Annotated in this window: 12 protein-coding genes; all 12 read left to right on the top strand. The window is 33.6% G+C overall.

Translation table 11 applies throughout. The annotated features are described in order from the left end of the window. Positions 1-8 precede the first annotated feature (8 nt). Positions 9-818: a class I SAM-dependent methyltransferase gene (locus tag BET01_RS15720; protein ID WP_120197758.1), complete on the top strand. Its 810-nt coding sequence runs from the start codon at positions 9-11 to the stop codon at positions 816-818. Between the two features lie 62 nt (positions 819-880). Further along, on the top strand, positions 881-1,123 hold the full coding sequence (locus BET01_RS15715) for an acyl carrier protein (protein ID WP_120197757.1): 243 nt from the start codon (positions 881-883) through the stop codon (positions 1,121-1,123). Positions 1,124-1,127: 4 nt separating this feature from the next. After that, on the top strand, positions 1,128-2,795 hold the full coding sequence (locus tag BET01_RS15710; protein WP_120197756.1) for a B12-binding domain-containing radical SAM protein: 1,668 nt from the start codon (positions 1,128-1,130) through the stop codon (positions 2,793-2,795). Positions 2,796-2,802: 7 nt separating this feature from the next. Further along, on the top strand, positions 2,803-4,131 hold the full coding sequence (locus tag BET01_RS15705; RefSeq protein ID WP_120197755.1) for a coproporphyrinogen-III oxidase family protein: 1,329 nt from the start codon (positions 2,803-2,805) through the stop codon (positions 4,129-4,131). Between the two features lie 4 nt (positions 4,132-4,135). After that, on the top strand, positions 4,136-5,125 hold the full coding sequence (locus tag BET01_RS15700) for a C39 family peptidase (RefSeq protein WP_120197754.1): 990 nt from the start codon (positions 4,136-4,138) through the stop codon (positions 5,123-5,125). Between the two features lie 228 nt (positions 5,126-5,353). Beyond that, entirely contained in the window at positions 5,354-7,234 is a 1,881-nt protein-coding gene (locus BET01_RS15695; protein WP_120197753.1) for an ABC transporter ATP-binding protein, read from the top strand. Continuing rightward, positions 7,227-9,095, top strand: a complete 1,869-nt coding sequence (locus BET01_RS15690; RefSeq protein WP_243117246.1) for an ABC transporter ATP-binding protein — start codon at positions 7,227-7,229, stop codon at positions 9,093-9,095. Before BET01_RS15695 ends, BET01_RS15690 begins: the two co-directional genes overlap by 8 nt. Positions 9,096-9,180: 85 nt before the next feature. Beyond that, entirely contained in the window at positions 9,181-9,567 is a 387-nt protein-coding gene (locus tag BET01_RS15685) for a VOC family protein (protein ID WP_120197752.1), read from the top strand. 58 nt (positions 9,568-9,625) lie between these two features. Next, complete coding sequence (locus BET01_RS15680) at positions 9,626-10,588, top strand: U32 family peptidase (protein WP_120197751.1); 963 nt, start codon at positions 9,626-9,628, stop codon at positions 10,586-10,588. A 27-nt stretch (positions 10,589-10,615) separates the two neighbouring features. After that, positions 10,616-11,812 carry a hypothetical protein gene (locus BET01_RS15675; protein WP_120197750.1) on the top strand — a complete coding sequence of 399 codons (1,197 nt, stop codon included), beginning with the start codon at positions 10,616-10,618 and terminating at the stop codon, positions 11,810-11,812. Positions 11,813-11,852: 40 nt separating this feature from the next. Further along, entirely contained in the window at positions 11,853-12,815 is a 963-nt protein-coding gene (sbnA, locus tag BET01_RS15670) for a 2,3-diaminopropionate biosynthesis protein SbnA (RefSeq protein WP_120197749.1), read from the top strand. Continuing rightward, a complete protein-coding gene (locus BET01_RS15665; RefSeq protein WP_120197748.1) occupies positions 12,812-13,519 on the top strand; it encodes a thioesterase II family protein in 708 nt (235 codons plus the stop codon). The genes sbnA and BET01_RS15665 overlap by 4 nt, the downstream gene beginning before the upstream one ends. The last annotated feature ends 34 nt before the right edge of the window (positions 13,520-13,553 follow it).

Below are 13,553 nucleotides of genomic sequence, written 5' to 3'. Positions count from 1 at the left end.
TAATATATATGAATAAGGAATTAATGGACGAGCCAAAGATTTACTATGAATATAATTTAGCTAATTTATATGACTACCTTCCTACATTTGGTGTTTGGAAGCGTAAGAATATTGACCTTATCAATAAGCCATTTCTAGAGGGAGCCAAGAGAACTACTGATGGTCGTGTTCTGGAGTTTGCAACTGCAACAGGTATGTTGACAATTCCTTTAGCACGTTTAGGCTATAAAGTTACTAGCTTGGACATTTCATCATACATGCATGATATTGTAAATGACAAATTAAAAAAAGAAGAAAAATACGTTTCAGATAATATCACATTACTTAGACAGGACTGTACGAAATTCGTTGCAGATGAACCTTTTGATATGATCGGTATACCTGATGGTATGTTTATTGCATTAGAAAATCAGAAAATGCAGATGGAATGTTTAAAGAACTGCAATAGAAATCTTAGAAAAGGTGGAAGATTATATTTTGATATTGCAAAACCAGTAAGTATAGCGATGTCGCATCCAGAATGTTTATATAATCCAGATAGCTATGTTACTTATAAGAGATTTCGTGATAAGAATGATATTCCATTTCTTATTACATTAAGTACATCCATTGAGCCATGGGAACAGCGTTGTCACTTGCATTATCAGTTTAACGAGTATCAGGGTGAAAGCGTTTATCCTGATATTGACATCTACTATCGCTTTGTACACTATGGCGAGCTTGTATTAATGTTAGAACAGTCAGGATTTAAAGTAATTGACATTGATACAGATTTCTTCTTCGGAAGATACTTTTTTGTAACTGCTGAGAAGATATAATCTCTTAAGTAATCCATTTTAAGTAAAAAAGATTAAATTTAAATAGTTTTGAGGTGAGTGCAATGGAGATGGAAAGAAAAGGTATTATAGAGGTTTTGGCTGCAATCTTCCCTAATCAGACAATTGATATTGGAGATGATGATAGTTTTATTGATAAACTCGGAATGGATTCTATTTCATTTGTTAGTTATGTTATAGGAATAGAAAGTAAATTTGATATTGAGGTACCCGATGAATATAGTTTACCCTCCAAACTTGATACTTTAAATAAAACGTATGATTTACTAGGGAGAGAAAGAGGGTAGAGATATGCAAAAGGAGAAGCCTTATAAGGTCAAGTTGTCTATTATGCCCTTCTGGAGTCCGCTTACGCCGCCGATGGGGATAGCATGTCTGAAATCTTATCTTGAACAAAATGGATATAGTGTTCGTACTAAAGATTATAATGCAATATCATCATTATTTGATTTTGGTGGCCGATATATAGCATTAATGAAATCCTATACGCCAGTAGACAGAATGGGAAATATTGCAATGGTTGGATATGATGTGCTAATGGCACATCTAATCGCTTATAATAATCGAGATGATTTTAGTTTAAATGATTATCATGAACTGGTTAGACAACTGATTCTTAATAATTTTTTCTATGAAGCAACTGATGAAGCGATTGAGAATTTATGTGAGCTGGTGGAACAATTTTACGCGCTGCTTGCTGAGTATCTTATTAATGATATCAAAGAAAAAGATTTTGATGTCTATGGAATATCCTGTTACAGCTTAACACTGGGACCTAGTATATTTGCTTTTAAATTTGTAAAAAAATATTTCCCAGAGGTTAAGACTGTAATGGGAGGTGGAATTTTTGCAGATCAGTTTAACTCAAATTCATTAGAACTAGAAACATTTGCTCGAAAAGCAACATACATTGATTATTTTCTACTTGGTGAGGGTGAAATTATTTTACTGAATTTATTAGAATCAAACTTTAAAAATGTACCTAGAATTATTGTGAGCGATAAGACAGTGAAAAAGGTATGTTTAGATGATATACCATTACCAGACTTTTCGGATTTTGATATGAATTCATATCCTCAGTTAGTTGCGTATTCTTCAAGGAGCTGTCCATTTCAGTGTGGTTTCTGCAGTGAAACTGTACAGTGGGGGAAATATCGTAACAAGAGAGAGGAAAAGGTTGTATTTGAATTACGTAGTCTTACGAAAAAATACGGAAAAAACATTATTGTACTTACCGATTCATTGCTAAATCCTAATATTGATAAACTGGCGGATGCTTTACTTGAGGTACCACCAGAAGAACGTTTTTATTGGGATACCTATCTTCGAGTATGCGATATGGCCGAAGATATGGAAAAGGTAAAAAAGTGGAGAAAAGCAGGACTATATCGTGTGAGATTAGGTATTGAGAGTGGATCACAACATGTTCTTGATCTAATGGATAAGAGAATAACAATAGAAAAAATAAAATCCAATCTACAGAATCTGGCTGATGCTGGTTTAAAGATTTCTACATTTTGGGTAGTAGGATTTCCAGGTGAAACTAAAGAAGATTTTCATGAGACATTAGATTTACTAAGAGAGATTAAAGATAATCTTTATGAAGTAGATCCACATCCATTTTACTTCTATCCAAGTGGTCAAGTAGATTCCGAGAGCTGGGAGAAAATATACGGTTATGAGAGTATATATGAAGACAAGTATAACGAGATGTTAATGTGTACTTATTATAAGCTAAACTGTCAGCCATGCCGTGAAGAGATTTACAGACGGTTAGAGTTATTTAGAGAACGTTGCGAAGAATGCAACATTCCAAATCCATATTCGCTCATTGATATCTATCATGCTGATAAGAGATGGAAGAAACTCCATAAAGCAGCAGTTCCTATGCTGAATGATCTTATCCATAGTGGCAGTGCCATAGTTGATGAGTACCGAGATAGTATTGTATTAAGATAATTAAAGTATGAAGGCACATAAATTCATTCCTTTTTGTGTGCCTTCCAAAAGAATGAAAGGGAATGATAATAATGATGAAATCAGGTGGTTTAGAATGAGTGAAAATGTTAATGATAATACAGTATATTTTCAGCCAAACATCAGCCTAGATGTTTCGGATAACTCACAGAATGTATCATTTGAATCAGATATTTCAGTGTATATACATATACCATTTTGTGAGAAAAAATGCTTTTTCTGTTCTATCGAAACCTATCAAAATTACACTGGGGAGTTACTTGACAGTTATGTTGATGCTTTGGTAATGGAATTAGAAAATCGCAAGAATCTGTTGAAGCAAAAGAATGTCAGATGTATTCATTTCGGCGGTGGAACTCCTTCCGTGATTAATACACAGCACTTAAAGAAAATATTAAATGTACTAAATGAATGTATACCAGATTTAAAAGAAAAAGAGATTGTATTTGAATCAAGTCCTGCTTCAATAACAATTGAACATATTAAGACAATTACAGAATACGGAAAACTGTCTTTGAATTTAGGAATACAGACATTTGATGAAAAAATACTACAGGGAGTAAACAGAGCTACCAATATAGAACAATTGAAAGAGTTATTCAATGAGGCTCAAAAGTATAATCTACATACATTAGGAATTGATCTCATTTGTAATCTACCACTATCCGATCCAACAACAACTATTCGTGATATTAATTTGGCATTGGAAATGGGAATCAACTATTTCTCCCTATATCCACTACGTATGGAAGCTAAAACTGTTCTGTACAATAATTATGAAACAGTTTTCAGTAAAATGGCTCCGTTGGAAAAACAGGTAGAGGTATTTGAAACTGCAAAAGAGCTATTCCTCTCCAAAGGATTTGAAAGATTCTCCATTTATCATTTTAACGGTACAGGGCGTATCAACCATCTTTACAGCAGACTTCAGATAAATGGTGGTGAATGGATTGGCTTTGGTGCAGGTGCCAATAGTTATTACCAGGAGCAGATTTTTTCCAATGTAAGCAATGTGAAAAAATATATTGAAAAACAGAAGGCAGGAATCAGCAGCATAGAAGCAAACAGAAAACTAAACATGACGGATAAGATCGCTCGTGAGATCGTGTATTCTTTAAGGTGTGGAAAGATTAGTAAGAACTATTATATGGAACGTTATGGAAAGCACATATACAATTCTTTCAGCAATATCTTTGAGATACTTAAAGAGAAAGAGTATATTGAAGAAAATGAAAAAGAGATTTTGTTGACAACACAAGGTAATTTTCATTTGTCAGTGATTGAAAAAATGGTTTTCGACAGGATGAAGATTAATTGAGTATATGAATAACGAAATGTATTTAATAGAAAAGAAAGGCTGTGATACAGTGGAGCGAAACAGTGGAATTTATTCACATATGGACTGCTTTTTAATGACTATGGAATTAGTATATACATCAATGAATTTGGATTTCAAAACTATGTTCGTAAATTCGTGGCGATTTGACTACAATCCTGACAACAAGGATTTGGCAGTTTACTCATACGAAGAATATATGAAGATGATAAGTTCTGAGTATTTAGAAGTAAGTCGAAAGAAAATACCAAAAAAAGATGTGACCGTAGAAAATCTGAAGAGATACATAGATAAATATCAGACTGTGGTTATGACCATAGATTGCCAATGCTGCCCTTGGCATAGAGGATATCATGTAGCATCAATATGGCATGCCTGCGCATTAACTGGTTATACGGAAGAAGGAATCTGGTGTACCGATCCATTTATAAAAGGATACGAGACATTTCTAGTACCTGAAAACGTATTCGAATATGGAGATTTTTATTATTATACATCTACTACCGATCCACAAAATATGGATATGAATGGCTTGATGAAATATATTATATCCAAAGAGGATTCTATTATGGAAGGAATAAAAATGGTCCAAGTATTTGATGAAGATATCCGTAAAACTAAAAACGGTTCAGATTTATTCGACATTCCGGAAGATATCTATTTATGTACCATTACAAATGGTTTGAAAGCAATATCTGATTATCGATATCAGCTTGCATTTTTATTAGAAGGTTTATACAATAAGCTAACAAAAGAGGATGAAAAACGTAAGGAAATATATACGCTATTATACCATGTTAGCGATATGTGGCTGAAAGTTCAACATATGATAGTAAGACTCTTTTATGAACCAAGAAGACTTGAAAAAACAAAAGAAAAAATTTCATCACACATTATAAGTATCATTGAAATAGAAAAGAAAATACTTTCAGAGATGAAAGAGTGTGTGAACGAATACATCTCTTACGAAAAGTGATAAAAATATTAAAGTGAGTAAATTGACCAGTTGCTCTAGGTTGCGGGGAAAAAGGGAATTATTAGAGAAGAGTTAGGAGGGAGTATGAATGTAATGATTTGTATTCCCTCTATTAAAAATATCAATAAAGTTGAAGTAACGTGAAAAATATGTCATATTATTATAGTCACCCCAAAAAGATTTCATAGTCATTGTGAATATGAAAGAGGAATAAGAAAGGAAATGAATATGCTTAATGTAACAAGTGACAAATGTCAAGGCGATTCACTAAAGCCTAAGTATAATGTGGTTCAAAACATTATTTATATGGTTAAGCTTGGGTGGAAAGAGCGTAAACTGGTAGTAATACTTTGCCTACTAACGTCTTTACTAGCTGTGGTACTAAGTCTTTTAAAGCTTCTTGTCATACCCGTTATTTTAGATCAAGTAGAATCAGTTGTTCCGCTAGAAAAACTGGTCATAACAATCTTACTGTTTGCTGGAGCATTACTACTAGTAGATACAATGCAAACTTTTTTTCTTACAATTATTCCATTTGAACATAACTTGTTTAGAATTATCATATCATCTAAAATTACGCAGAAAATCGTCAAGTCCTCTTATCCTCTTACAGAGAATCAGGATGTACTGAAAAAGCTGGATAGAGCTAATATGTATAATATTGGAAATGATTCTACAACATTGGCTTTTTGGCTCAAACTATCTGATCTTATGAAAAACTTATCTGGTTTCATTATTTATCTTGTCATATTTTCCTATATTGATTATAGAATTATTGCTGTGATAATGGTCACCACCGTTGTTGGATTTCTGTTTAATAAACGTGTCAGCAAATGGAGCTATGATCACAGGAATGAAGAAGCAGAGTTTTCACAGAAAATGAATTATATATCTAATTATGCTGGAAAAGCTAATATAGCAAAAGATATTCGTCTATTCAACATGGGAAGCTGGCTGGAAGATATATATAGCAGCACACTTAGGCTGTATCAATCGTTTATTGCCAGAGAACAAAAAGTTTATATTATGGGTAATGTGGCAGATGTAATACTTTCATTCACACGTAATGGAATTGCCTATATCTATTTAATTGGGCTGGTTTTACATAATGGACTTTCTGCATCTAAATTTCTACTTCTTTATACGGCAGTAGGAGGAATTACAATTTGGGTAAGTGGTATTCTCACAGTTGTAACTGAATTACATAAGGAAAGCTTGGAGATATCTACGTTACGGGAGTTTCTTGAATATCCGGAACCATTTGATTTCGAAAAAGGTGAGGCAATAAAACCAAATTTAAGCAGTGAATATAAAATTGAATTAAAGAATGTATCATTCCGTTATCCTGGGGCAAAACAGGACACCTTAAGGAATATTAATCTTACGATTGAACCTGGAGAAAAACTGGCAGTTGTGGGACTTAATGGTGCAGGGAAAACAACACTTGTTAAGTTAATCTGTGGCTTTTATAACCCTACAGAAGGTGAAGTTTTACTAAATGGGGAGAACATTAAAAAATACAATCGACGTGATTATTACAAACATTTCTCGGCAGTTTTCCAGGATTCATCAATTCTACCAATTTCAATTGCACAAAATGTATCACAATCTCTTGATTCCACAGATATGGATAAGGTACGTAAGTGTGTTAACAAGGTCGGGTTGACGGAGAATATTGAAAAATTACCGAAACAGTATGAAACTAATTTAGGTAAGGAAATTTTTGATGACGGTATCAATTTGTCAGGTGGAGAAACACAACGTTTAATGTTAGCTCGAGCATTGTATAAAAATGCACCGATCATTGTACTAGACGAGCCTACCGCATCACTAGATTCAATTGCAGAAAGTGAGATATATGAAAAATATAATGAGATTACTGGAAATTGTACATCCGTTTACATATCACACCGTCTTGCATCAACTCGTTTTTGCGATAGAATTATTCTAATTGGTGACAATACGATCCTTGAGGAGGGTTCTCATGTCGAACTACTCCAAAAGGTTGGGAAATATTATGAATTATTCGAGGTTCAAAGTCAATATTACCGTGATAGTGAAGTGCAAGCCAAAAAAAACACGGATAAGGGGGGCGTAATTTGTGTTTAAGAAAAAGAAAGTAGATAAAATTTCATTTTATAATGTCATGAGTCTGAGTTTTCGAGGATATCGCTTATGGTGGAAAAAGTACCCCATGATGTTATTATCTTCTGCGTTCTGTTCCATAACAACAGCATTAACACCTTATGTAGCCATTTATCTTACGGCAAGAATTATTAATGAGATCGCAGGAGAACGGGATGTTGCAACATTAAGACTATTAGTTTGGCTTTCACTCGTTACAACAGCGGTATTGGCAATTGTCAATGCCGGCTTGTCAAAATGGAAAACATACGAAAGAAAAGCATTATGGTACAAACGCGATAAATTCTATACAGGCAAGTTATTGTCTATGAATTTTAAGGATGTAGATAGTGCTCAGACAAACACCCTTAGAGGGAAAATCCAGCAAAGCGATACCTGGCCAGCCTGGGGACTTGGAGGATTATTAGCTGACTTTGACTTGCTAGTAGAATCTGTTTTAACCATTCTTGGAGCCATTGTACTTAGTTGTTCTATATTTATATACAAAGTTCCCGAAAGTGCAGGAAAACTTACCGTATTAAATAACCCAATCTTTATCCTTGTTCTTGTTACAGCCATGCTGGCAGTTACATTTACAGTACCGATGCTGATTAATAAAGGAAATTCTTATTGGGCTAATTATTCTGGTGACATAACCATGTTTGAAAAGTACAGAATTTTTATGACCAAATCATCCCCAGAACGTGAACGAGCTCTAGATACCAGAATCTACTGTCAGGATGTTATGGGAAAGAAGTATCTTGATGAAGCAATGGTTCACGGAGACCGTGCAACAACAATTCTTCGTCCAATGAGATTCTTTCATACATCATCAACAGCAGTTAGTCATGTGTTTACTCTTCTTATTTACATTTTCGTCTGCCTGAAGGCTTGGGGAGGAGCATATGACGTAGGTTCCATTACACAGTATATTGGCGCAACAACAGCATTGTCTGGTGGAGTGTCTGGGTTACTTCGTTTTTTTGGAAATCAGCAAAACAATGCACCATTTTTAATGAATGTATATGAATTCCTTGATATACCAAATGAAATGCATCTAGGCAATAAAAGCACAGGAAAGAAGAAAGAGAATCAATATACAATCGAATTTCGTAATGTCAGTTTCAAATATCCATCTTCAGATAAATATGCTTTGAAAAACCTGTCACTTAAATTTAACATTGGAAAACGTCTTGCTGTAGTAGGACAAAATGGTTCTGGTAAAACTACATTTATCAAATTGTTCTGTCGCTTATATGACCCTACAGAAGGAGCTATATATCTGAATGGAGTTGATATTCGCGAATACGATTATCGCGAGTATATGGATTTGTTCAGTGTAGTGTTTCAGGATTTCAACCTTTTATCATTCAGTCTGGGGCAAAATGTATCGGCGGCAGTTGACTATGATGCAGAGTTGGCTGAAGAGTGCTTAGTAAAAGCAGGTTTTGGTGAACGATTAAAATCGTTACCAAACGAGATGGAAACTTCTATTTATAAAGATTTTAATAAAAGTGGTGTGGACATATCTGGAGGAGAAGCACAAAAAATTGCAATTGCACGAGCGTTGTATAAAGATGCACCTTTTGTCATTTTGGATGAGCCAACCGCATCTCTAGACCCAATTGCTGAATCAGAGATATATGAGAAGATGAATGATATGGTAGGAGATAAAACAGCAGTTTTCATTTCCCATCGACTATCTTCCTGTCGTTTTTGTAATGACATTGTGGTATTTAACGAAGGAAGAATTATTCAACATGGCGGTCATGAAAAGTTGATTTTGGATAAGGAAGGAAAGTATTTCCAACTCTGGAATGCACAGGCACAATATTATACAACATAAAATAAAGTAAGATTGTTTAAAGAGTTTATCATCCACCTGGATGGTAAACTCTTTTTAGATGATAAACAATAGAATAGGAGGTATTATGGGAAATGAATTAGAAATCAATATGTACTCAATAACATTGGATTGTAAGGAACCTCTAAAACTAGCAAAATTTTATGAAGCGTTGCTAGATTGGAAAATCGGAAATATTGATGAGGAATATGTAATGGTATACAATCCGGAAGCGGAACATGGGGTCTACCCAGGTATCCTGTTTCAAAATAATCCAGATTACGTACCACCTGTGTGGCCATCGAGACCAGACGCTCAACTGCAGATGGCCCACATTGACTTTACGGTGAATGATTTGGAAAGGGCAGTAGATCATGCCGTAAACTGTGGTGCAGTTATTGCAGAAGATCAATATTCGGATGATTGGCGGGTTATGTACGATCCTGCTGGTCATCCCTTTTGTTTATGTCTTTAATGCAGTATGACAGTTAAGTAATAGATAACAAAATATTAGGAAAGAAAGAGGGAAAAATATGAAACCGGTTTTTAATGTTGGTTTTAGTGGCAATAAACAGGAGCTGGAGCAGCTGTTAGAAACAAGTGAACAAATTGACTCTATATATCTATATACTGGTGGATTGGATGAAATGATAGCTGGTGAGCGTCCTCAATATTGGAACATTCTTAGTGAAATCGAGGCATTAGTAGAAACAGCAGCTGAAAAGAATGTAACTATTGAGATTGCTCTTAATTCTCCATGTGGAATTGAGAGCACTACAAACAATAAGTATTGGGACAAAATCAGGACATATCTGAAAGATTTGGAAAAAATAGGGGTTGCTGGAATCATTGCAAGTCATCCATTTATCATGACTGAGGTAAAAGAAAGTACAAGTATGCAGCTTATAGCTTCTGCTATTTGCGAAATCCAGTCCTGCAGATCAGCAGTCTACTATGAAAACATTGGAGCAGACATTATAGTTCCATCTATAAACTGTAACTATAATATCGACTTGCTTCTTGAAATGAAAAAAGCATTGAAAAAAGCAAAGTTAAGGATTATGGTGAATGAACATTGTCTTGGAGACTGTCCATGGAGAAGATTTCATCAGAATCATTCTGCACATTCTAAAGATTCATTTGACTATCATTTGAAATGTAAAAATCATTATTGGAAGAAGCCGCATTCATTACTTACCAACACGGTTATCCGTCCAGAAGATTTGAATCACTATGTAGAAATTACGAATGAATTCAGAATAGTAGGAAGAAAAATGCCGATAAATGTACTAACAGACGTAATAAAAGCCTATGATGCAGAAAAATACGATGGAAATTACGTCAGTCTTTTTGATAACACAATGGCTAAGGAATATTATGTGGATAATCAGTCTTTAGAAGGATTATTTAACAACAAATCCAAATGTAGACAATACTGTCATAATTGTAGAAAATGTATAGATATGTTCAGTATGGCAAGTAGAACGAATCAATAGTAATTACGATGGAATAGGAGTTTTAAAATGAGAAGATGCATGCCATATCCTCCTAAAACCTTTATACCATATAATGATTTTTACATTTCATGTATTTTGGCTGGAGGAGAAAATTATCATTTTGTTTTGGCGGAGAATTTTATTAGATGTTATGCAGATGAAGAAGACAATTCAAACTGGATAGATTATTTTGAATCACAGAAATATGAGTACTTTGACGTGTTTAAAGGATTTGAATTATCTAGTGACTGTTTGAAAGGAGATTCATCATTAATTAGTGATAAAATTAAACATTATTTAGATATGGGATATACAATAATTTACAATGTGGATACATTTTACATAACAAGTTATGCCACGTACAATTATTTTCATTCATTCCACTCCTTAATGATATACGATTACGATGATCAATATAATTTTAAGGGACGCGATTATTTTAATTTTACAAATTATTCAGAAAAACTGGTTCCAATGAGTGATATCAATACATCTTACCAAGAGGTATACGGAGAGAATAAGAATTATAATAACTGGCTAATGATTGGTGTAAAACTGGATGATGATTTAACATGTACTACCGTCAATAATCTGAAACCATTTTACAATCCAAGAAAACCAGACCTTGAACAATTAAAGGAATCCGGTTTGAAATTACACTGTGATATTTTAAGTAATCCAGTATGTAATATTCAGTTGCCTTATGATTCTAGTAAGCCTAAGGTAAATTTAGAAAAAATTCTGTTTTATTTAAATGAATTCGTAGATGGAGTTGATTATGTAAAAAATGATATCAGATATACGTTATATTCAGAATGCAAGTATAAAACTGGTATTCATATTTTTGATGCAATGGAAGACAAACTTCTGTACATTTTTACAGAGGCACTAGATCAACTAAATATGAGAACAATTAAGTTTATTGAACATCATATTTTTATGATGAAGCTTAGAATAGAGATACTGAAATTCGAATATGACGTAGAAATATCAGATGAGCTAGTCGAAAGAATTAACCAATTATCAAAACAGTCTGAACGGTTTACACTTTCTATCATCAAAATATCTATAAAAAGAGAAGAGGCTGATATGTTAAAAGCAATTGCTTTACTAAATAAGTTGAAAATAGAATATAAAAGCATAATAAGGGTGCTTATTCATTCTATTGAGCGCGAAATTACTAAAGGAAAAAGAAATTCTATGTCTACTTCAGATAAGATTTAATATTCATAAAAAAATAAATTGCTTATAGGAGGATTGAGAAATGAAAAAGTATTTAGAACGAGTAGGAAATACACCTGTTATTAACTTAACAGATAATGTGTTTTACGACTTAAATGTATTTATCAAACTGGAATTTTTTAATCCCACAGGTTCTGTAAAGGATCGTGCTGCAAATTATATTTTGAATAAGATACTTTCCAATGGAGAAATTAACAAAGATACAATCATTATTGAATCTTCTTCTGGAAACTTTGGAATTGCACTAGCATCTTACTGTAAACTGTTGGGACTAAAGTTTTACTGTGTGATAGATCCTAATATTACATATACCAATGAACTGTTAATTAGAAAACTTAGTACAGAAACGTTCATGGTACGAAAACCGGATAAGAACGGTGGATATTTAATTGAACGAATAAAAAAGGTAAAACAGCTCCAGAAAGAGAATGAAAATTCTTATTGGGTGAATCAATATGGTAATCCATATAACGCTGAAGCCTATTACATGACTCTAAGTAAAGAATTATGTAACGAAGTGAAACCAATTGATTACATTTTTATAGGAGTAAGCTCCTGTGGAACCATAACTGGAGTTTCCAGAAGAATCAAAAAAGTTTATCCGAATGCAAAAGTTATTGCAGTTGATATCATTGGTTCTGTAATCTTTGGGGGAGTATCCAAAAAGAGATATATTCCTGGAATTGGTTCTAGTATGCAGCCAGAAAACTTAAAGTGTGCCAAAATAGATGAAGTGATACAAGTATCAGAAGAAGAAACAATTAGAGCTTGTAATTATCTATTGGACGAACATCAGATATTTGTAGGAGGTTCCTCGGGTTCCGTAGTGGCAGCGATTCACAATTATTTTAATGGTAAGGATACAACAAATCTTAATGTGGCAGCCATATTTGCAGATAGAGGAGACAGGTACAGTACGACTATCTACAATGAAGAATGGTGTATGAAAACGTTTCCTAATATGTATAAAGGAGAAAATGCATGAAATTATTCTACATACCACATGCAGGAAGTTCTGCAACTTTAATGCATAAATGGTCCAATGGGTTAGATGCTTTAATAGAACCAATACCCATTGAATTAGCGGGTCATGGCTTACGTTATGGTGAAAGAACATATTTAGATTTTAAAGAAGCCCTAGAGGATATTTTTGAAATTTTCAAAGCAAAAGTTGGTGATAATGATTATATTCTAGCTGGTCATAGCATGGGCTCAACTTTTGCATATGAACTTTATTATAAAATAGTGAGTAGCGGCTTAAAGGAACCCGTACATATTTTCTTTTCAGGAAGTAAACCACCACGTACCAGACAGGAAAACGAAAAAATACATATGCATGACGATGATGAATTCCTAAATGAAATAGTAAAATTTGGTGGATTTTCAGATGAAATGATTAAGATCAAGAAGTTCAGAAAATTATTCACACCATTATTGAAAGCAGATTATCGTCTCCTGGAAGAATATAAATTTATAGACAGGAAGGATAAAATCAAATGTAATATTTCTGTTATGTATGGGAAAGAAGATTTGTCTTTTGAGGAAGTAAAGGGCTGGAAGAATCTGGCTAGTTCCTGTTCTTATGAGGTATTTGAAGGAGGGCATTTTTATATCGAAGAAAATGCAGAAAAGTTTACACACTATATAAACAGAATCGTTAAGGAAGAGTTAAATATCAGAACTAAATAACTTACAAACAAGTAGCCAAATAAACTACAAGATG

It is taken from the genome of Lacrimispora algidixylanolytica, assembly GCF_003609635.1.
GTDB lineage: Bacteria > Bacillota > Clostridia > Lachnospirales > Lachnospiraceae > Lacrimispora > Lacrimispora algidixylanolytica.
This window is presented reverse-complemented; position numbering and strand designations above follow the sequence as displayed.

What these genes read in the sequence shown, in the direction of transcription:
- BET01_RS15720 (WP_120197758.1), top strand. Translation starts at nt 9, where the DNA reads ATGAATAAGGAATTAATGGACGAGCCAAAGATTTACTATGAATATAAT.
- BET01_RS15715 (WP_120197757.1), top strand. Translation starts at nt 881, where the DNA reads ATGGAGATGGAAAGAAAAGGTATTATAGAGGTTTTGGCTGCAATCTTC.
- BET01_RS15710 (WP_120197756.1), top strand. Translation starts at nt 1,128, where the DNA reads ATGCAAAAGGAGAAGCCTTATAAGGTCAAGTTGTCTATTATGCCCTTC.
- BET01_RS15705 (WP_120197755.1), top strand. Translation starts at nt 2,803, where the DNA reads ATGAAGGCACATAAATTCATTCCTTTTTGTGTGCCTTCCAAAAGAATG.
- BET01_RS15700 (WP_120197754.1), top strand. Translation starts at nt 4,136, where the DNA reads ATGAATAACGAAATGTATTTAATAGAAAAGAAAGGCTGTGATACAGTG.
- BET01_RS15695 (WP_120197753.1), top strand. Translation starts at nt 5,354, where the DNA reads ATGCTTAATGTAACAAGTGACAAATGTCAAGGCGATTCACTAAAGCCT.
- BET01_RS15685 (WP_120197752.1), top strand. Translation starts at nt 9,181, where the DNA reads ATGGGAAATGAATTAGAAATCAATATGTACTCAATAACATTGGATTGT.
- BET01_RS15680 (WP_120197751.1), top strand. Translation starts at nt 9,626, where the DNA reads ATGAAACCGGTTTTTAATGTTGGTTTTAGTGGCAATAAACAGGAGCTG.
- BET01_RS15675 (WP_120197750.1), top strand. Translation starts at nt 10,616, where the DNA reads ATGAGAAGATGCATGCCATATCCTCCTAAAACCTTTATACCATATAAT.
- sbnA (WP_120197749.1), top strand. Translation starts at nt 11,853, where the DNA reads ATGAAAAAGTATTTAGAACGAGTAGGAAATACACCTGTTATTAACTTA.
- BET01_RS15665 (WP_120197748.1), top strand. Translation starts at nt 12,812, where the DNA reads ATGAAATTATTCTACATACCACATGCAGGAAGTTCTGCAACTTTAATG.